Below are 19,216 nucleotides of genomic sequence, written 5' to 3'. Positions count from 1 at the left end.
TTACGGGACCATCGGTCACGGCAACCGTTGGCAGGCATGCAATAGCGCTAGTCCAAGTGGTCCAAGTAACGAAGAATGATCCCTTCTCGGAGAGCCCAAGGGCACACTTCGAGCTCTTCGACGTTGAAGGCGCGCATCGCTTCGCGAAGGACCACGCCGCCGGCGACGATTTGAAACGTCCGGTCGGCGGTGATGCCTGGGAGTGCCATGCGCGCCTCGGCGGGCATACGCGCTAACCGCGGCACCCAGTCGACGAGCGCGCCTCGGCTCAAAGTGACACGGTCCGCCCCTCCCGGCCTTGGAATTGTTGAGCCAGCGAGCCGTGCGAGAGAGCGGATCGTCTTGGAAGTGCCGATCACGTGGTCGTCGCTGGATAGCTCGAACTGCCCGACAACACCTTCGAGCGTGTTTTTGGCGTGGTCGCGAAGCGCGTCCACGTGGCCGTTCTGGGGCGGGTCCTCGTGGAGGAAGTTGATGGTGCTTCGGCCTGCCCCAAGAGGAACAGACACGGCGACGTCGGGGTATTCGTCCACCCCCGCGGCGATCTCCAGCGAGCCCCCGCCGATGTCGAGAAGCAGGATCCGGCCGGAGGACCAACCAAGCCAGCGTCGCACAGCAAGGAACGTCAGTCGGGCCTCATCGGCTCCGGAGAGCACCTGCAGATCCACCCCGGTTTGCGCGCGGATCGCGTCGAGGAGCTCCGGACCGTTGGTCGCCTCACGTAGCGCGGATGTGGCGAACGGCAGAAGCGCGTCGACGTTCTCCTCTTCAGCGACACGGGCCGCCGCTTTGATGGCGTCGAGGATGGTCGCGCGGCCTTCGTCGCTGATCGCGCCAGAGGGGGTGATGTACCGCATCAGGCGGAGGACTGACTTGTGAGTGGCTGCCGGTATCGGCCGTGCGCCGGGATGAGCGTCGACAACAAGCAAATGAATGGTGTTGGAACCGACGTCCAAGACTCCTAGGCGCACTGTCCGACATTAGCGTGCCCACACATCGGGCTTGCGTCCGCAAAACCCTGCTCGAGCGACGGAGGCTCCGCGAACGAGAAGGGCTACCGCTTCGGGTTCTCCCGAGCTGGCGGCGTCGGCCGCGTAGGCAGCTGAGCTTCCTTCTGCACGTAATGGAACCGGTCCGCCGGGACATCTCTCGGCGGGCTCGATTGCGGCGTTGGCTGCTGATTGTCTCCCATGTGAGAAGCGACCCTTCCTAAGTGATCGTGACCGATACGCCAGCGGCCTGAAGGCCGGTGAACAGGATTGCGAGTACAAGAAAGGAGAAGCCGAGGCGCAAGATCCGACCGGAGCGCTTCAATGCAAGCTCCTCATGCTGGTGAACGGCGGCCTTGGTGTTGATCAGTTCAAGCTGGGTCGCGGCGGGCCCCAACCGGTAAAGGCCGTCGATGAACGATTCGACGTTCACATCCGGCCCCTGACGCGGCCAGAGCGCAACCACACCGAGAATCGCGGAGACAAGGGAGGCAGCGACGGCGAGAACCTGCCAACCGTTGACGGTTCCTGACACGTGAAAACCTGCGGCGATGCTTGCCGCTCCGACCAGCAAGGCAGCCCGCGAGCCCAAGGCGCTTCGCCGCTTCGTCACAGAGTCGCGCTGACGGTCAAGCTCCTCACCGACCAATCGCAACTGCTCGGAATGGGCTTCGAGCTGCGCCTCCAACTCCTCACTCATCGTTTCCTCCACCTCGAAGCTATCGGGCACCGCCGACACGGCCGAATTTCACGGCATGATGCGTTCGCGATAGATCAACTCAAACGCTCGGAGAGGACATCTCGTCGGGATAGGGAGCTGCGGCTGCCGACGTGGTTCCACAGCGGCTCAGAGGGCGAACGGCGGTGAACTCAATCCCTCCACGACCGCCGCAGCAGGATCCTCTCCAATCTTCAGGATCCGGTTCTCCGCATCGACATGAACCACAGTCGGTCTAAACCGGCGTGCTTCGGAGTCCTCCATCTGTGCGTAGGAGATGACGATGACGAGGTCGCCAACATCGGCCAGGTGAGCCGCCGCCCCGTTGACACCGATCACACCGCTGCCCGGCTCGCCAGCGATCAGATACGTTTCGAACCTCGACCCGTTCGTCACATCGACGACAGCTACCTGCTCGCCCGGAAGAAGATCGGCAGCTTCCATCAACTGGCTGTCCATCGTCAACGAGCCGACGTAATGAAGGTCTGAATGGGTCACTACAGCCCTGTGGACCTTCGATTTGAACATGGTGCGCAGCACATGCCAATCCAAGCAGATCAGTTCACCAACAAGGCAGCTTGTCCACCGCAACTCAGCATTAGAGCATCTGACCTGATGTGCCGACCATTAGCCGTTCAACGAGCGGGCGGCGGCACGTCACCTTCGGGTCGATTCGCGCCAAATCACGGTCGTCTTCAAGGTGACCGGGTCGGGTGTCTCAGCTGATTCGGTCATCTGAATGAGGTGCCGGACTGCTCGTTTGCCCGTCTCCCCAAGCGGCATTCTCACGGTCGTCAGCGACGGGTTCGAATGCGAACTGAATGGTGTGTCGTCGAAGCCAGTAACACTAACGTCCAGCGGCACTTCCCGCCCCAACTGTCGCAACTGTTCCAAGACACCCCCCGCGGTGCTGTCCGCGGAGCAGATCACCGCATCAGCAGAAGCGATGACGCTGGCAGCTGCAAGACCAGCGCCGTAACTCATCTCGACATCGACCTCTTTGCACGTCAACTCGGCGAACTCGGACCGTTCCACCGCCCGCCAAAAGCCGGCGGATCGGAGCGCGTACGCGGAGACGCGCTTCGGCCCGTTCAGCAGTACAAGACGTCGGCTACCTGCGCGGATAAGGGCTGTGGTTATCTCATCGATCGCGTCATCGTGACTACAGTCCACCCACGTCATGAATTCCGCCTCCTGACGGTGACCGATAAGCACCGTGGGGATGCCCTCCGCCGCGACCCGGGCAACCAACGGATCTTCCGAGCTCGCGGCGGGAAGAATCAGGCCATCGATACGCTTGCGCCTGAACGCGTCGACGATATGACCGACCGGATCGCCGGCGGCTGTCGTGAACAGGTTTACATCCTTGCCAAGTTCTTGGGCGGCGTCGCTGATTGCGCCGAGAAGGTCGGGATACACCGGGTGCATCACGACTTCCGACGCGTGAAGCGGAAAGACGATTCCGATTGTGTCGCTACGCCCCTTGGCTAACTGCCGTGCGTTACCGTCCCCGCGGAAGTCGTATTCGGCGATCAGCTTGGAGATCCGCTCCCGGGCCTCTTTGCCGACACCGGGCTTGCCGTTCATGACACGGGAGACCGTCCCGGCCGACACGCCGGCGATCGCGGCGATCTCTCGGATCGTCGTTGGCTTCCCGTCCATCAAAGCTCCCTACGAATCAGATTACTAAACCGGTTGCGCAACACGTCGCTCGCATGCAATGCTAACGCAAGCGGTTTAGTAAACCGGTTGCGTAACTCTACACCGAGCCCCTCACCGGGGACAGATCTGTAACGGAGCACTTCTGTGAGTAACATCCGGATCGGCATCGCCGGCCTTCACAACCACTACCACGCGTACCCCTTCGCCAAGGAACTCGTCCGGGGCATCGACGGGCTCGAACTTGTCGGTGTCGCTGACGAACGACCCGAGGTCGCCCGCGGCTTCGTCGAAAAGTTCGGCGGCAGCTGGACCACGAACTACGCCGAACTCATCCAGCGCGACGATGTGGACGCGGTGATCGTCACCTCCTACACCTCCGCGCACGCCGACCACGTCGAACTGGCGGCCGCGGCAGGAAAGCCTGTGCTGCTCGACAAGCCGATCTCGACGACCCTCGCCGACGCCGACCGCATCGTCACCGCAGGCGAGAAGGTGCCGGTCATGCTGGCCTACCTGCTGCGCTTCCTTCCCGCTTATCAGCAGGTGAAGGAGGCTGTGGATGCGGGCGCGGTCGGCGACCTGGTGTCCGGCTTCTACTCCATCCGGTTCCCGGTAGGCGCGATCCTCGACCACCCGGGCGCAGCCGACCAGGGTTGGTACGCCGACCCGGTCAAGAGCGGAGGTGGCGGCTTCCTCGACCACGGCGTGCACTTCACCGACTTCTTCCGCTGGTTCTTCGGCAGCGACGCCGCATCCGTCACCGCGCACATCGGATCGCTCACCTACAAAGACCTCGGCGTCGAGGACTACGGCGTCGCCACCTACACACTCGAGAACGGCGCGATCGTGACCGTCGAGAGCACCTGGCACGCGCCCGACTACTTCGGCCCGCTCAACAGCCCAGACCACGCCTCCCTCAGCGGCACCAAGGGCGAGATCGAGTTGCACTACCAAAAGAGCCCGCAGTACGAAATCCAGGGCACAGAGGAACCGTGGCTCGGCCGGCGTTACGTCGATCTGGTCGGCGAAGAACGGTACGACGCCTGCTACCGCGAGCTGCTGGTGGAGTTCGAGCGCGTCATCCGCACCGGCGATCGACCCGTACCCGACGCCCGCGACGGGCGTGCGGCACTAGAGATGATCCTCGGCGCCTACGAGTCGCACCGGACCGGGCAGCGGATCTCCTTCCCGCTCGCGGCCGACGTTAAGCCAGGCCAGCAGCTCATCGGCACTGGGGCGGAGGCGTGACCATGACCGATTTGACCACCCTCACCGACACCGTCCGCGTCGGCCTTGTCGGCGCCGGACGCATCGCCAAGGTCCACGCCGCCGCCTACGAGCGGATCGCGCGCGGCCGCCTCGTCACCGTGACCGACCCGATCCTCGAGGCCGCCGAGCGCCTCGGAGGACAGTACGGACTTGACGTGGCGCCGTCGTTCTCGAGCATCCTCGATGACGACGCCGTCGACGCCGTGCTGCTGGCTACTCCGAACTTCTTGCACGCCGACCAGGTCGTGCAGGCGCTGGAGGCGGGCAAGCACGTCTTCTGCCAGAAGCCCATCGCACTGACCCTTCCGGACGCGGACCGGGTTGTGGCCGCGGCGGCAGCATCCGACCGCGTGGTGCAATTCGGCTTTATGCTCCGCTTCACCCCGCCGCTTCCGCAGCTTCAACAGCGGATCAACTCGGGCGAGCTCGGTCCGCTGATCGCCGCGCAGGCCGCCGTGTTCGGCTGGGAACCCTCCAACGACTGGTTCTACGACCCGGCGAACGGTGGTGGCGTGATCCTGGACACTCTCGTCCACTTCGGCGACCTGGTGCTGTGGCTCTTTGGGCCGGCGGAACACGTCACGACCGAGGGCGGCGCCTACAAGCTCGAGGGGGCAAAGAAGTACGGAAGCCCGGACAACGCGATCGTCACGGTTCGCCACACCAGCGGCGTCGTGTCCAGCATGTACGTCTCGTGGACCGCAGGGCGCGGCAACTTCACCCTCGACGTCTACGGGAACGATGGCAGCGCCACGGTCGACCTCGTGCACTCCCAGGCACTCAACCTCCACTTGATTGGTGACGGGCAGGGTGCCGACCAGCGCGGCTGGGTCTACCCCGACCTGGTCTGGGACTACGGCTACAGCGGCGAGCAGCAGTACTTCGTCGACCGCATCCTGGGCCGTGAGGACGGCACCAAGGCAGCGACCGCGGCGGAGGCCCGCGACGCACTCGAGCTCATGCTCGCCGCCCAGCAGTCGCTCGATGAGCATCGCACCGTGGCCCTCAACGGGGAGCCGCGCCGATGACCACTGGGATCGCCGTCGTCGGCGCGGGGTTCTGGGCCGAGAACATGCACCTGCCCGCCTTCCAGCGCATCGTCGGGGCGGAGGTGCGATGCGTTGTCGCAGCAACCGAGGAGTCCGCCCGCGCCACCGCGGAACGGTTCGGGATTCCGAGCTGGAGCACGGACATCGCCGCGACGGTCGCCCGCGACGACATCGACGTAATTGACATCGTGGCCCCACCGCAAGTGCATGCCGAGGCGGTGCTGCTCGCCGCAGCCGCCGGCAAGGACGCGATCTGCATCAAGCCGCTCGGCCGCACGGTCGCGGAGGCGGAAGCGATGATTGACGCCGCGCAAGCGGCGGGTACGCGACTGTTTTACGCTGAGAACGTCCCGTTCATCCCGGCGCTGCAGGAGGCCAAGCGCTCGGTCGACACCGGATCGATCGGTGCCGTCTTCCGCGTCGCCGCACGCGAGGGAATCGGCAAGCCGCATTCCGACTGGTTCTTCGACCCGGACCGGAGCGGGGGAGGCGCCGTGCTCGACATGGCGGTGCACAGCATCGCGTTCTGTGGCTTCTTCGTCGGCTCGGAGGTCGCTTCGGTGTCCGCGGAGGTCGGCACCTTCGTCTGGGGCGAGCGCACGAGCGCGGAGGACACGGCGGTGCTCACGCTTCGGTTCGCCAACGGTTCCATCGGGGTCTGCGAGGACAGCTGGAGTCTTGTCGGCGCTATGGATTCGCGTTTCGAGATCGTCGGCACTGGCGGTCGCATCCTCATCGACAACCTCCACCGCCAGCCGATCGAACAGGTTGGCGCGAGCGGTGGCTGGACGTATCCCCTCCCGATCCCCGGGCTTCTGGCCGACGGGCACGAGGACATGCTGCGGCATTTCCTCCATGTGCGTACGACGGGTGAGCCGTCGCCCTCCGAAGGAGAGGCCGGACTCGCCGTCCTTCGAGTTGTGGAGGCCGCGCTCACCGCGGCACGCACCGGCCGCCGGCAGGCCATTCAGCACCAGACCACTGACAGCCACGCAATCGACGCAAGAGCAGGAGTAAACGTATGACCGCGACCGACACGGTCCGAATCGGGATGATCAGCTGGGCACACGTGCACGCGGAGTTCCGCGCGCGCGCCCTCTCCGAGATCCCCGGCGCGCAGATCGTCGCCATCGCCGACGATGACGAGGCGCGCGGCCGCGCCGCCGCCGAACGCTGGGGGGTCGCGGACTTCACCACCGACTGGCGCGCGCTCGTCGCCCGCGACGACATCGATGTGGTTATGGTCCACTCGGAGAACGGCCGCCACGTCGACCAGGTGGTCTCGGCGGCCCAGGCCGGGAAGCACGTCTTCTGCGAGAAGCCGATCGCCACCCGGACCGAGGACGCCGAGCGGATGGCCGACGCAGTCGCCACGGCCGGGGTCGAAGGCACCGCTGCGTTCGTCAGCCGCTTCTCGAAAGAAGCCGACCGCGCCAAGCAGATCGTCGACAGCGGCGTCCTCGGCACTGTGCTGTTCACCCGCAGCATCATCGGGCTCGCCGGCATCGCCGAGATCGGCTGCCCGCCCGACATGGTCGAGTGGATGTCCGACCACGACCTGAACGGCGGCGGCGCCTGGATCGACGAGGGCTCGCACGGCGTCGACCTGCTGCGCTGGCTCGTGGGCGACATCCAGGAGATCTCCGCCTTCACCGCCAACCGTGCGAAGCCGGCCCTGGAGGACGAGGACGTCGCGGTCGCCATCGTGCGGTACCGCAACGGCGCGCTCGGCGAGATCACCACCGCCTGGAGCATGAACGTCGACATCAAGATGCGCAACGCGCTCGAGATCTACGGCACCGAGGGCACCCTCATCATGCGGGCGACCGATCCGTTCCCACGGGTCGAGGTGTTCCGCGGGACCGACGACGAGCTGTTTCGCGGGTGGACTGTCCCGAACATCGAACCGGCGCAGACCGAACCGCACGACTACTCGGGATGGGCGCCGCACGTGCATCACTACAAGCGCGAGGTCGCGTCTTACATCCACCGCATCCAGCAGGGTGAGCGGCCGTTCGGCCCGACCCTCGACGACGGGGTGGCCTGCCTACGCGTGATCGAAGCCGGATACGACTCGGCGGCGAGAGGAGGTGCGGCCGTCACCATCACCCACTGACACCCCTGGCACCGCTACCCTGAGGCCGAGCATCGGACGCTCGGCGAGCATTACCTCAAAGGAGAGAATGATGTACCACACACAGCGCCGACGCCGCATGCTCGCGGCGACGGTCGCGGCGGCGGGCGCCATCGCGCTCACGCTGACGGCCTGCACGTCCGGCCCCTCCGGCTCGAACGGCGACCCGCACGCCACTCCCGCCAGCTCCGACGGCCCCTATGGGAAGTTCACCGGCGAGAAGCTCACCGTCTCACGCTGGGCGGGCGACCCGTGGACCGCAGGGCAGGTGTCGGCGGGCAAGGACTGGTCGAAGGACACCGGCGGCACCATCCAGATGGCCGCGGTGCCTTACGAGAACCTGCATGACAAGCAGGCGCTCACCCTGTCGTCCGGCTCCGACTATGACATCGTCTACGTGCACCCCAGCTGGTTCGGCGAGTTCGCGAAGGCCGGATACCTGGCGCCGATCGACGACTACCTCAAGGACGCCAAGCGCAACCCGCCTGGATTCTCGGCAGCCTCCTACCTGCCCAACGTGCTCGCACAGGGCAAGTACGACGGCAAGCAGTACTGCCTGCCCGACTTCGTCTCCACGGTGGTCGTCGGATACCGCAAGGACCTCTTCGACAAGGCCGGCATCCCGGCCCCGAAGACCGTCGACGACGTGCTCGCGGCGGCGAAGAAGCTCAACGGCACCGACGGGGCCTCGGGCATTGTGCTGCCCGGCAAGGCCACCGGAGCTGTCGCAGATGTCTTCGGCACGATGCTGACCGCACAGGGCAACTGGTGGTACGACGAGTCCGGCACCAAGGGCACGCTCGACGACGCGGCAGCCACCAAGGCGCTCGAGTTCTACACCGCGGCGGCGAAGTACGCGCCGACCGGGATGCTGAACATGGCCGTGGACGACGCAGCCACCGTCGCCGCGCAAGGCAAGTCGGCGATCGTGATCGACACGACCCCTGCACTGTCAGCCCTGGAGGACTCCTCCAAGTCATCGACGGTCGGCAAGTGGGCGTACGCGCCGATCTCCTTCGGCGACCAGGCCGGCGGCGAGCTCATCTACTGGAACTGGTGCATCGCGGCGAACTCCAGCCACAAGGATGCCGCGTACTCGTTCCTGCAGTACTACACGGACACCGCTCAGCAGGCGAAGGTCGCGCTCGCGGCCGGCACCCTGGGCGCGACCAAGTCGTTCTACACGGACACGTCGCTGACATCCAAGATCCCGTTCCTCCCGGCCGTCAACGAAGCCCTGAAGTACTCGAACCCGCAGCCGAGCCTGGCCTCCTGGCCCGGCATCCAGAACCAAATCGAGACCAGCGTCCAGAAGGCGATCCAGGGGTCGTCGTCAGTCCAGCAGTCGGTCGCCGACATGCAGACCGCGCTCAAGGGTCTCGCGCAGTAACGCAAGACAGGGGGATGGGCGCCGCCGGCGTCCATCCCCCTGCACATCGACCGGGAGGAGAACGCGATGTCAACGACGGTGACCCGCAGGACAGGCAGGCCGCGCGCCACCTGGGACAAGGAAGGCCGCCGGCTCGGCCGCTGGCTGACAGTGCTGCCGGCGCTCGTGCTCGCGCTCGTGATTGTCGCCCCGCTGATCTACTCCGTCGTGCTCTCGCTCTACAAGTGGCAGCTCACCCAGATCAACACCGGCAAGACGTTCGTCGGCCTCGACAACTACGTCAAGCTGTTCACCGATCCCAAGGTGCTGAACGCGCTCGGAAACACGATCCTGTACGTGATCGGCAGCGTCGGCGTCGAGCTCGTGCTCGGCTTCATCGTCGCCAGCGCGCTCTTCGAGCTGACCAAGGGCCGCAAGCTCGCCAACTCGCTCATCCTGCTGCCGATGATCATCGCGCCGGTCATCACCGCCCTGCTCTGGCGGTACATGTTCGACCCGCAGTTCGGGCTTATCAGCCGAGTGCTGGCGCTGTTCGGGCACCAGGGCGGCATCGACTTCCTCGGCAACGCACAGCTGGCGCTGCCGTCGCTGATCCTCGTCGACATCTGGCAATGGACCCCGTTCGTCATCCTCATCCTGCACGCCGGGATGCTCGGCATCTCGGAGGAGCAGTTCGAGGCAGCACGGATCGACGGTGCCGGCCGTGCACGCATCTCCTGGTCGATCGTGCTCCCGGCGATCATGCCGCAGATCCTGCTCGTCCTCCTCTTCCGCACGATGGACACCTACCGGATCTTCGACACCGTGTATGTCCTCACCCGCGGCGGCCCCGGCGGCGCGACCGAGACCATCGGCCTGTACACGTACCAGACCGGATTCTCATTCTTCGACATGGGATACGCGATGACACTCAGCGTCTTCATCCTTGTGACCGTCGCGATCATCTCCAGCATCTATCTGCGGCTCCTACGCCGCCGGAGGGTCTTCTCATGAGTCTCGCGCCCTGGCATCAAACACCTCACGAGGTGGTCGCCACTCGTGCGCCACGCGTCCCATCCTCACGTCCCGATGCGGAGGTCGCGCGGTCCGACCGGTCGCTTGCAGACACCGCCCGGCCCCATCGCCGACGGCGCAAGCGTGTGGACGGTTGGGTTATCGCCTGCTACGTCGTCGTCGCCGTCTTCCTCATCTGGGTGCTCGTGCCGGTTCTCACCGTCGCGGTCAACTCGTTCAAAACACCGGACGAGATCTTCGCGAAGAACCCGTCCGTCGTGTTCACTCCGACGCTGGAGAACTACGGCAAGGTCTTCGGCCAGCTCGACTTCGGCCACTACCTCGTGAACAGCGTCGTCGTCGCGTTCGGCAGCACGCTGCTGTCGCTCGTCCTCGGAGTGCCGTTCGCGTACGCTCTAGCCCGGCTACCCATCCGCGGTCGCGAATGGTGGGCCCGGATGGTGCTCTTCACCCGCATGGTCCCCGCCGTCGCGCTTGTCGTACCGATGTTCGTCATCTTCCAGCAGCTGCACATTACCGGCAGCTACGCGGCGCTCATCCTCGCCCACACCTCCTTCAACCTTCCAATCGTCATCTGGATGATGCGCTCTTTCTTCGAGGAGCTGCCGCCCGAGCTAGAGGAAGCTGCGCTCGTCGACGGCTCGGGCCGGCTCGGAGCGTTCCTCCGTGTCGCCGTGCCGCTCACCACGCCGGGAATGGCGGCCACCGCCGTCCTCTGCGTCATCTTCTCGTGGAACGAGTTCCTTTTGCCCTCGTTCTGTCCGGGCAGAACACTCAAACCGTGCCTGTAGGCGTCTCCTCGTTCATCGGGTCCGTTTCGATCGACTGGGGCGGCAGCTCCGCGGCCGCCGTCATCGCCATCATTCCCATCTTCATCCTCGGACTCGCCGCCCAACGGTTCCTGGTCCGCGGCCTAACCTTCGGAGGAGTCAAAGGGTGACCACGCTCGGAGCACAGTACTTCCGGCCACCGAACCCGCCCCGCGCCGACTGGCAACGCGACCTCACCGCGATGCGCGATGCCGGCATGAACACGGTCAAGTTGTGGGCGTGCTGGAGCTGGATGAACCCCGAACCGGACGTCTTCGACTTCGACGAGCTGGATGAGCTGATCGGAATCGCATCCGAGCTCGACTTGAGCATTGTCGTGAACACCATCATCGAAAACGCTCCCTACTGGCTGGAGGCTGCGCATCCAGAGGCCCGATACACCGACCAGGAAGGTCGGCCCATCCAGCTGACAGCGGCGATGAACACGCCCGGCGGCGGCTGGCCGGGGCTCTGCTTCGACAACGACGTGATCTGGCAGGCAGCGGAGAGATTTCTTGGCGCGCTCGTCGATAGGTATGGCAACCAGGTGGCGGTCTGGGACGTATGGAACGAGCCGCACCTCGAGCCAGCGTCGTACTATCCCGAGCGGCTGTTCTGCTACTGCGACGCCTCCCTGCAGCGCTTCGACGGATGGCTCCGCGAGAAGTACGGATCGCTCGGCGCGCTCAACGACGCCTGGGCGCGCCGATACAGCGAATGGCGCCAGGTGCATCCCCCTCGCGTGTTCGAGGCTGTCCCCGACCTCATCGACTGGCGAGAATCCTGGTTCGACACGCTTCGCCGCTGGCTCGATCGACGCGTCACCGCCGTCAAGAACCGCCGCGAGGACGCGGTCGTAATGACGCATGTCGCCCTCAGCGGATACACCGGTCAGCTCGCTACGCACACCCTCGACGAGTACACCCTCGCCGACGCGGTCGACCTTTTCGGCACGTCGAGCTTCCCCACTTGGCTGATGAACGACGACCACGTCGAGCATCTCTTCAACCTCGATACCGCACGGGACGCCGCAGCTGGAGCGCCGTTCTGGCAGGCCGAACTGCAAGGTGGCCGCGGACGGCGCGATGGGCTCGACTCCACCGGTCAGCCAGGAGACGACGTCGTCACCCTGTGGATGTGGAACGCGCTCGCCGCGGGAGCCACCGGCGTTATGTTCTGGCAGTGGCGCCCGGAACTGCTCGGGCCGGAGAGCCCCGGCTATGGACTCACGGCACCCGATGGTACCCCGACCTCGCGCGTCGACCGGGTCACCGACTTCGCCCGCGTTGCGAAGCTGCCGGAGCTAGCTGGTCGCCAACCAGTGCTGCCACGCGTCGGGCTCCTGGTCTCCCGAACGTCTGCCCTTCATGCGTATGCCACCGATCGGTCGATGAAGCTCTATCGGGATGCCGTGCTTGGTGCGTACCGGATGCTCGCCGACCAGGACGTCCCGGTGACCATCGTCTCCGCCGAGCGTGCCGTAACCGAAGGATTGCCGGACCAGTTGAAGGCGATCTACTGGCCGATGCCCTCCACCGCGACGGACGCGCTCGCGACCCTGCTTGCCAGGTTCGTGAAGAACGGTGGAACGGTAGTGAGCGAAGCGACTCCGGCTGAATACACGGAGTTAGGGTTCAGGCGATCAGTCGTCCCGCCGTCCTCCCTTGGCGCCGCGTTTGGCGTTATAGATATAGAAAGCACGACGGTCTTAGAGAACGAGACGATCTCCCTCGGATCGACGACCCTCGCCCTCTCATGGCTTCGGGAATCGGTCGTCGGCGAGGCAGAGGTACTCGCGACGTTTACCGACGGGCGCCCCGCAGTGACCAGCAACGCCTACGGCGACGGTCACGCGGTCCTCATGTGCACCTACCCCTCGCTATCACCGGATCAGGCATCCGGAAGGGCGCTCGTCCAACTCCTCGGAGTCGGTGCGGACGAACCCATCTGGCAAGATCCGCGACCAGGTTTAGTTACCCGCCAAGCAGTCAGCGAAAATGGGCGCCGACTCGTCTTCCTCATTAACTGGACGCACGAACCCGCACGGTTGCGACCGTTACGCGGAATGCAGACTTTGGGTCGTTCGTGGTCAGAGCAAGCTGCTGCCGACGTGGTGCCGCCCCGCGGAGCTACCGTCGTCGCTATCGCCGAGTAGACGGCAAGCTTGGTTAGTGATCGGAAGCGAGCTGTTCAAGGTCGCGGTGGAGCGCGAGCGCGTCCTCGAACGTCGGCACTCGCATTTCGCCTCCGGCAAGAGTGTCAGCGATGGAGGTGTAGAGATGGGCGACATTGTGCGCCGGAGTGCCTCGGAGAGCCGGGTAAAGGTCATAGCCCGTCGGCACTTCAAGTGGCGTGAGCGACTGGCGGTCGCGGGCAGCTTCAACACTGAGCGCAGAGCTCATCGGAAGACCGGAGTCTCCTGTGATGCGCAACGACCCGGCAGTTCCGTCAATCTCCCACAGGAAAGGGGTAGTACGGCGGGCCGCCCCTCGGAAGTGCATACTTGCCAGCGCTCCGTTCCGCAGTCGCCCATGAACGGCGACCTGGTCTGGAGAGGTCTTCGGGATCATCTGCCCGGTGTCCACCACGAGCGCCTCGCTCTGGAGCGTGGCGATCATCGCGGCGGTGTCGCTCAGCCGGCCGAGAAGCATCGCTTGAAGGTCCAACGCGTGTGCGAACGCGATGGTGAACATCGTGGCGCCGTTGGCCGCGTCTGCGGTGTACGCGTTGCCGGAGATGAAAGTTGGGCCACCGCCGGGGAAGGACGCGAGCATGGCGCTCGAGCGCACGTCGCCAAGGAATCCGTCACTGACGAGATCACGAAGCCACCGCACGGTCGGCGACATGCGTCCCTGTAACCCTACGAAGCCGGGCCCAGCACCATGCGGTCGCTGCAGGAGCACGGCCTCGGTGGAGTCGAGAGCCAACGGCCATTCGCAAAGGATGGCTTTGCCGGAGGCGAGAATCGGTTCCAGCAGGCGCCGGTGTTCGGGGACGCGGACAGTGATCGCGATCAGATCGATGTCGTCGCGTTCGGCGAGCTCGCTGACCGAGTCGAATCCCGGCACCGCGTACTGAGCCGCGGCGCGAGCCGTCGACTGCGGAGAGCTCGCGACCAGGCCGCGCAGTTCAACACTCGGTACCGCCTGGAGGGCGGGCCAGTGGGCGGTCGCTCCCCAGTTGCCGCCGGCGCTCAGTCCGACGACACCAACTCCGATCGGGGTGCTCGTCATTCGGTGCCTCCTTGGGATCGTGGTTCTTGGGCCAGTGCTCGTGCCAGGGCTCGCGCCGCAACGGCTGCCTGTTCCCGCGCGTACGAGCGGGGGTCAGGCAGCGCATCAAAAGCTCCGGTGGTGAGCAGGGAGGCGTAGCCGTGCGCGGCCGCGCCCACCGCGTAGATGAGGTCACGTGCGCTGTCTTGTGAGTGGCAGATTGCTTCGGCCGGTGTCTGGAGCAGCGCGAACACTGCGTCCCCTGCGCGGCGCACAGTGTCGTCCCGCTCCTTCAATTGGTCAGCGGTAGAGGTCAGCACAAATAGACCCCGACGGTCCACCGCATAGTCGACGAACGCGCCGGCGAACGCGCCGAGCTTCTCAGCAGGGTCAGTGTGAGCGGCCGTGGCTGACGAGAAGCGTTCCAGTTGCTCCTTAAAGCCTCGACGCGTCAGGGCTGCGAGAAGCGCATCCCGGTCGGCGAAATGGTTGTAGGGGGCGGCCACGCTGACGCCGGCGCGGCGGCTGACCTCCGCCAAAGTCACGCCTTGAGGGCCGTGTTCGATCACAAGATCGAGGGCGGCGCGTTCAAGCTCGGCGCGCAGGTCGCCGTGATGTTGGCCTCGTTTTCTCGGCATTCCCCAAGATTAGCGCCATTCATCTCGTGCTACTAATGGTACTAATCTAATTAACGGCATTCATTGGAGGAAGCCATGCAACACGACCACGTCGGCCTCTCCGTCGCCGACCTCGACGCCCAGGCAGAGTTCTACGGCGCAGCGTTCGACCTTGTCCACGTCGAGGAGCGGTTCGAGATGCCGGAGGCTGGAGTTCGTACCGTCATTCTGCGGTCTGACTCCGGCACCAAGCTCGAGCTGGTCGAACGTAAGGGATCGTCGGCTCAGAGCTTCACGGACCCATTTGCCGGCGCAGCCGTACAGGGCTACTTCCATTGGGCGCTCTCAGTCGATGACATCGACCGCCAATACCGGAGGGCCTTGGACGCCGGAGCGGCGACCGTGTCCGCACCCGCCGACGCGGTACGGGCGGGCGCTCGCTTCGCGTACGTGCATGACCCAGAAGGCAACCTTGTCGAACTGATACAGCCAGCCGCTTAGTCCGCTCCTTCGCCTGGTGTGGTACGTGACGGCGTTGCGGCGGACGGGCGGTGGGACCGCCCCTACCTACTGCGCCATAGTCACACGACGCAAGCGTGTCGCTCGAGGTCATTCCGGGGTCGCCTCCTTGAGAGGCGAACGCTACGCGGCGCCCCGGACGCCCCGACCAGCCGTTAGCCCGGCGAGGGAGTCGCAGCTCGCCGACGATGCGGGGGTTCGCCGTGAATCTCGTTAAACAGCGCTTCACGCCTCGTGCCTCGATCGGTTAGCGTGCAGTTCGCGCATGGCAGCACGGACATCGAGTTCCGGTGACCGCAGCGACGACACGTCCAATGCTCAGCGCTCCGCAAGCCGGCCGCTGTCGCTCCGGCTTCCTCCCGCACCGTCGCGTCCGGATCCTCCAGTAGCGAAGATTGGATGAGGTCGAACTCTTCGCCGTCCTCTCCGCGGGCCCACGCTGCGGCTGCCGCGCGGCTCCCGGGCCCGAGGCCAACCAGTCGTCGAAGCTCAGCCACCTCGTCGACGCCGTTGGCAGCGCAAGCGATACCGGTGAAGAACTCCGAGTACCACGTCAGAGGTTTCAGGTGAGACGCGTGTTCGGCGACCGCCGGGAAGCGTGTGTTCACCAACAATCGAACGGCGTTGCGGGACATCCACTCCGACTTCGAAGCGAGCGCCGGCACCAGAGCAGCGGCGGCCGCCTCGGACAGCGGATGTTCTCCCGGCACGGTCCGCGTAAACGCGGTCGCCACCAAGACGTCTCTTGCTGACTCTTCATCGCCCTCATCGTCATCGGCAGGCCAGGCGAGAAGGCGTCGAGCCTCCTCGGTGACCTTGCCCATGTCGATCCCGTCACGTTCAGCGCGGGCACGCACCAAAGCCAAAACCCGATCGGCAGAAACTGCGTCATCGCCGACCGCCTCAACAGTGTCGGCATCGATGAGCCGAATAGCGTCGCAAAGTTCGCAAAGATGCGGCAACCGCCAAGCCTCGTCGGGTGACAGGGACATTGTTTGATCGGCGCCCGCAACGAGCGGTTGGGCGAGCCATTCGAAACGAAGGTACTCGTGTGCCAACTCGGCGTAGTGCGGGTCGAGCTGCGGAAGCATCGACGGGTCCGGGTCGGGATGACCGGCTGCGCGCGAAGCGCGTTCCACACGGTCGTAGACAGCACCGGTCGACTTCCTCGCGAACCGGTGAATCTGAGTCCACTCTTCTTCTGTCAGCTCGGGAAGGAGCTGCGATACAAGGACCGCAACGCTGTCTAGGCCGGGGGCGATAGGAGCGCCCGGCTCGAACACCATAACCCCGTATTTGTCACGCTTCGGCGCGGGCTCCCGCGCGGGAACTTCGACCGCCAGCACTCGACGGAGCGCTTCATACCCGTCGGGCGTGAGCTGGGTCCGGTCCGTCAACGCGTCGGTGAGTGCTGTCAACGCGGAGGCGATCTGTTTTTCATCTGTGGAGAGTCGCTCGCTTGAAAGCACCGCATCTCGACGCTCGCGCATGTCGAGGGCGAGCGGCAACTCGGCAAGCGTCGCGGCCGCCACCCATCGCATGCTTCCCTCTCGGGGCTGAAGGAGTTGCGGACGTTCGATCAGTGTGAACAGCGGCGGCTTCTTGGGGCGAACACTCGGGGCGTCCGGGCTCAGAATCGCTGCCTCGAGCGCTTCAATGATGTCCGCCATCAAGCCGGCAGCAGCATCACCCCAAGTCGGGACCAATTGGCACAACCACTCAAGTGCACGACTCCGACGCTCGGCGTTTCCTTCGTGGTGGGCGAGTTCGACGAGCCACCCTGCCATCTCGGTGCTTCCCTGGCATGCGAGAGCGACAGCGTTGACGTTCTCCTCGTTTTGGAGGGCGTTGCTCAACCATTGCCGGCGCTCGGAAGCGGACTTCAGGTGCAGGGCTGCGTGCGCGGCGCCGAGCTCTGCAAGAATGCGGCTCCTTGGCTCGAGGACACCGTCGATAGCGACGAACACGCCGACCGTTGAATCCCAGAACTCGACAAGATACTGGGCGATGTCTATCCGATACGGCTCCGCGAGATCCCATTGTCTCAGCGACTCGGTCACCAGCTGCTGAGCGTCACCTACGGTTACGCGAGTGTTCTGGCTTAGAGCCTGACCAATCACGGCGTACGCCGGCAAGAACATCGTCCGGTCGATCTTCTCCGGGGCCTCGCTCGTGGCGTCGTCTACGCGTCGGAGTTCCCACTTCTTGATGCTGTCCTCGATAACTCCGTACAAGAGGGCGACCGCGCTCACATCAGAGTGGCGACCCTTGACAAGTCGCAACGCCCCCAGGATCGCAAGCAGAGGCGTCGACCAGATCGTCGCGTTCCCTGACAAGTCCTTCTCCAGGTTTTGCATGAGGCCGCTAACCCAACTGCCCGTCTCATCCACTGACACACCCTCATGCGGAGCAAGCGCCGAGAAAAGCGCACGAACAGCGGTGCGGGGGTCGGGTGGGACGAGCTCGACGATGGGAAGACCCAGCGCGCGGGCGGACGGCGCAGAACTCGGCCGGGTAGTGAGCAGAAGGCCCACATTGGGATGTAACCCCGGGAGGAGCCTTTTCACACCGGCGGCAACAGCACCAGCCTTGGACAGCGCTTCGTCCAGGCCGTCGAGCAAGAAAATCGCATGACCGCCATCTACCGCGGACTGAAGAGCTTCGAGGAGCGACGCTGGGCTGCCGGTGTTCACATGCCGGGCTGCCTCTTCAATCAGCAGCTGGAGCGTGACCTCGCTTGAATTGCGAATCTTCGAGGCGATCGTGCGAAGGTCCACGTACAGGGGCATCGGTGCGGATTCGTCGGCGGCCAGCCACGCCGCCACTTGGTGCATCGCCTCGGACTTTCCCGTTCCGGGTAAGCCGTGAATGATGAAGCGGCGATTGCGCCGTATCGACCGCGCAAGCGAGTGGGTCTTCCGACGTGGGTCATCATCTTGTGGGTCTGTGAACGCAACCGAAATGGAATGAACGAACCCGTCGATGACCAGTTCAGGCTCAGGGCTGAGGAGACCCACGTCCAACCGGTCCAGACGGGCAGTGAGGGTGGAACGGTACCGTCGGCCCTCCTCGAGGGCCGCCGCGGCTCGGGCGCCCGACGACCCGTTTCCATCTGGATAGACGCAAAGGCCAGCGTCACGCAGCGCTGTTACCCAGTCCGATGGAACAGTCGAAGCACGCTTTCCGGCGACCTCCCGGAAGTACTGTTGGAGGGCACTGAACGCTGCTGCACCCTGCCCCGATTCGACGACGCGGCCGTCCACGCGCGCGGCGGCATTCTCCGCTCGAACGTCAGAGGGCCCATCAGCTTCCCAATCGAGCACGGCTGCCTGAGCGAGCAGTGACGGGCCGCGACCTGGCGCTAGTTTCTCGACGCGCTCGTGGGCACTGTCATATGCGGTCTTCTGCGCCGTCGGCAACGGAGCGTTCGCATCGGTTCGTCGACGATCAAGTGCGTCCCTGAGATCGCCCACCCTCCCACGGGACTTGCGAGTCACCAGGAGAACGCGGTCGGGGGCCGCGGTCACCTGCTTTGCCCACTGGTCGATGGTGGAGTTGAGCGCGTCCTTGTTCGCGGACCTCTTCGCCTGGAAATACCAGGTGGACCCGTCCTGCATCTCACAGACGATGTCGTCCACGGAGGCGTCAGCTTCGAGCGTGAGTCTGACCGGAACCTTCCCGGCGGCCCCGTTCACAGGCGCGTCCATCAGACCGTGTATCGCGAGGACCGCCGCCACCCCTCCCCGGTGAAGGCTGCCCAGTTCGTTCGCTGCGCCACCACGGCCGCCATTGCTGGTTTTCTCGGTCACAGCAAGATCCTGACACGGTCAGGTC

Annotated in this window: 17 protein-coding genes; 10 read left to right on the top strand and 7 right to left on the bottom strand. The window is 65.0% G+C overall.

What is annotated here, in order from left to right; translation table 11 throughout:
• Positions 1-47: 47 nt before the first annotated feature.
• The 4 genes from ACR9Y5_RS19065 to ACR9Y5_RS19050 form a co-directional block, all read right to left on the bottom strand.
• Positions 48-971, bottom strand: coding sequence for a Ppx/GppA phosphatase family protein (locus tag ACR9Y5_RS19065; protein ID WP_481299450.1), 924 nt, complete (start codon positions 969-971; stop codon positions 48-50).
• 238 nt (positions 972-1,209) lie between these two features.
• Positions 1,210-1,728, bottom strand: coding sequence for a hypothetical protein (locus tag ACR9Y5_RS19060; RefSeq protein ID WP_481299449.1), 519 nt, complete (start codon positions 1,726-1,728; stop codon positions 1,210-1,212).
• 108 nt (positions 1,729-1,836) lie between these two features.
• Complete coding sequence (gene panD, locus ACR9Y5_RS19055; protein WP_481299448.1) at positions 1,837-2,247, bottom strand: aspartate 1-decarboxylase; 411 nt, start codon at positions 2,245-2,247, stop codon at positions 1,837-1,839.
• Positions 2,248-2,364: 117 nt separating this feature from the next.
• Positions 2,365-3,369 (bottom strand): LacI family DNA-binding transcriptional regulator, encoded by a 1,005-nt coding sequence (locus ACR9Y5_RS19050; RefSeq protein ID WP_481299447.1) that lies wholly within the window; start codon positions 3,367-3,369, stop codon positions 2,365-2,367.
• Between the two features lie 144 nt (positions 3,370-3,513).
• Between ACR9Y5_RS19050 and ACR9Y5_RS19045 the strand changes: the two genes are divergently transcribed.
• The 9 genes from ACR9Y5_RS19045 to ACR9Y5_RS19005 all read left to right on the top strand — a co-directional run bounded on the left by ACR9Y5_RS19045 (position 3,514) and on the right by ACR9Y5_RS19005 (position 13,189).
• Complete coding sequence (locus tag ACR9Y5_RS19045) at positions 3,514-4,617, top strand: Gfo/Idh/MocA family protein (RefSeq protein ID WP_481299446.1); 1,104 nt, start codon at positions 3,514-3,516, stop codon at positions 4,615-4,617.
• Between the two features lie 2 nt (positions 4,618-4,619).
• Positions 4,620-5,666, top strand: coding sequence for a Gfo/Idh/MocA family protein (locus ACR9Y5_RS19040; protein ID WP_481299445.1), 1,047 nt, complete (start codon positions 4,620-4,622; stop codon positions 5,664-5,666).
• On the top strand, positions 5,663-6,712 hold the full coding sequence (locus tag ACR9Y5_RS19035) for a Gfo/Idh/MocA family protein (RefSeq protein ID WP_481299444.1): 1,050 nt from the start codon (positions 5,663-5,665) through the stop codon (positions 6,710-6,712). Before ACR9Y5_RS19040 ends, ACR9Y5_RS19035 begins: the two co-directional genes overlap by 4 nt.
• Complete coding sequence (locus ACR9Y5_RS19030; RefSeq protein WP_481299443.1) at positions 6,709-7,803, top strand: Gfo/Idh/MocA family protein; 1,095 nt, start codon at positions 6,709-6,711, stop codon at positions 7,801-7,803. The genes ACR9Y5_RS19035 and ACR9Y5_RS19030 overlap by 4 nt, the downstream gene beginning before the upstream one ends.
• A gap of 67 nt (positions 7,804-7,870) precedes the next feature.
• On the top strand, positions 7,871-9,211 hold the full coding sequence (locus tag ACR9Y5_RS19025; protein ID WP_481299442.1) for an ABC transporter substrate-binding protein: 1,341 nt from the start codon (positions 7,871-7,873) through the stop codon (positions 9,209-9,211).
• Positions 9,212-9,277: 66 nt separating this feature from the next.
• The gene (locus tag ACR9Y5_RS19020; RefSeq protein ID WP_481299441.1) at positions 9,278-10,204 is read left to right on the top strand and encodes a carbohydrate ABC transporter permease; all 927 of its coding nucleotides are present in this window, start codon (positions 9,278-9,280) and stop codon (positions 10,202-10,204) included.
• 146 nt (positions 10,205-10,350) lie between these two features.
• On the top strand, positions 10,351-11,016 hold the full coding sequence (locus ACR9Y5_RS19015; RefSeq protein WP_481299440.1) for a carbohydrate ABC transporter permease: 666 nt from the start codon (positions 10,351-10,353) through the stop codon (positions 11,014-11,016).
• Entirely contained in the window at positions 11,007-11,165 is a 159-nt protein-coding gene (locus ACR9Y5_RS19010) for a hypothetical protein (protein ID WP_481299439.1), read from the top strand. Before ACR9Y5_RS19015 ends, ACR9Y5_RS19010 begins: the two co-directional genes overlap by 10 nt.
• Positions 11,162-13,189: a beta-galactosidase gene (locus ACR9Y5_RS19005; protein ID WP_481299438.1), complete on the top strand. Its 2,028-nt coding sequence runs from the start codon at positions 11,162-11,164 to the stop codon at positions 13,187-13,189. Before ACR9Y5_RS19010 ends, ACR9Y5_RS19005 begins: the two co-directional genes overlap by 4 nt.
• Positions 13,190-13,202: 13 nt before the next feature.
• Here ACR9Y5_RS19005 and ACR9Y5_RS19000 read toward each other — a convergent pair whose 3' ends face one another.
• Complete coding sequence (locus ACR9Y5_RS19000; protein WP_481299437.1) at positions 13,203-14,267, bottom strand: Gfo/Idh/MocA family protein; 1,065 nt, start codon at positions 14,265-14,267, stop codon at positions 13,203-13,205.
• Positions 14,264-14,884 (bottom strand): TetR/AcrR family transcriptional regulator, encoded by a 621-nt coding sequence (locus tag ACR9Y5_RS18995; RefSeq protein WP_481299436.1) that lies wholly within the window; start codon positions 14,882-14,884, stop codon positions 14,264-14,266. The genes ACR9Y5_RS19000 and ACR9Y5_RS18995 overlap by 4 nt, the downstream gene beginning before the upstream one ends.
• Positions 14,885-14,959: 75 nt before the next feature.
• Here ACR9Y5_RS18995 and ACR9Y5_RS18990 point away from each other — a divergent pair, with 75 nt between their 5' ends.
• Positions 14,960-15,364 (top strand): VOC family protein, encoded by a 405-nt coding sequence (locus tag ACR9Y5_RS18990; protein WP_481299435.1) that lies wholly within the window; start codon positions 14,960-14,962, stop codon positions 15,362-15,364.
• A gap of 173 nt (positions 15,365-15,537) precedes the next feature.
• Here ACR9Y5_RS18990 and ACR9Y5_RS18985 read toward each other — a convergent pair whose 3' ends face one another.
• Positions 15,538-19,191 carry an NACHT domain-containing protein gene (locus tag ACR9Y5_RS18985; protein ID WP_481299434.1) on the bottom strand — a complete coding sequence of 1,218 codons (3,654 nt, stop codon included), beginning with the start codon at positions 19,189-19,191 and terminating at the stop codon, positions 15,538-15,540.
• Between the last annotated feature and the right edge of the window lie 25 nt (positions 19,192-19,216).

The organism is Leifsonia sp. KNZ13-11D (assembly GCF_056754895.1).
This window is presented reverse-complemented; position numbering and strand designations above follow the sequence as displayed.

Coding starts and splice junctions, on each gene's coding strand:
- ACR9Y5_RS19050 (WP_481299447.1), bottom strand. CDS start 3,369: ATGGACGGGAAGCCAACGACGATCCGAGAGATCGCCGCGATCGCCGGC.
- ACR9Y5_RS19040 (WP_481299445.1), top strand. CDS start 4,620: ATGACCGATTTGACCACCCTCACCGACACCGTCCGCGTCGGCCTTGTC.
- ACR9Y5_RS19035 (WP_481299444.1), top strand. CDS start 5,663: ATGACCACTGGGATCGCCGTCGTCGGCGCGGGGTTCTGGGCCGAGAAC.
- ACR9Y5_RS19030 (WP_481299443.1), top strand. CDS start 6,709: ATGACCGCGACCGACACGGTCCGAATCGGGATGATCAGCTGGGCACAC.
- ACR9Y5_RS19025 (WP_481299442.1), top strand. CDS start 7,871: ATGATGTACCACACACAGCGCCGACGCCGCATGCTCGCGGCGACGGTC.
- ACR9Y5_RS19020 (WP_481299441.1), top strand. CDS start 9,278: ATGTCAACGACGGTGACCCGCAGGACAGGCAGGCCGCGCGCCACCTGG.
- ACR9Y5_RS19000 (WP_481299437.1), bottom strand. CDS start 14,267: ATGACGAGCACCCCGATCGGAGTTGGTGTCGTCGGACTGAGCGCCGGC.
- ACR9Y5_RS18995 (WP_481299436.1), bottom strand. CDS start 14,884: ATGCCGAGAAAACGAGGCCAACATCACGGCGACCTGCGCGCCGAGCTT.
- ACR9Y5_RS18990 (WP_481299435.1), top strand. CDS start 14,960: ATGCAACACGACCACGTCGGCCTCTCCGTCGCCGACCTCGACGCCCAG.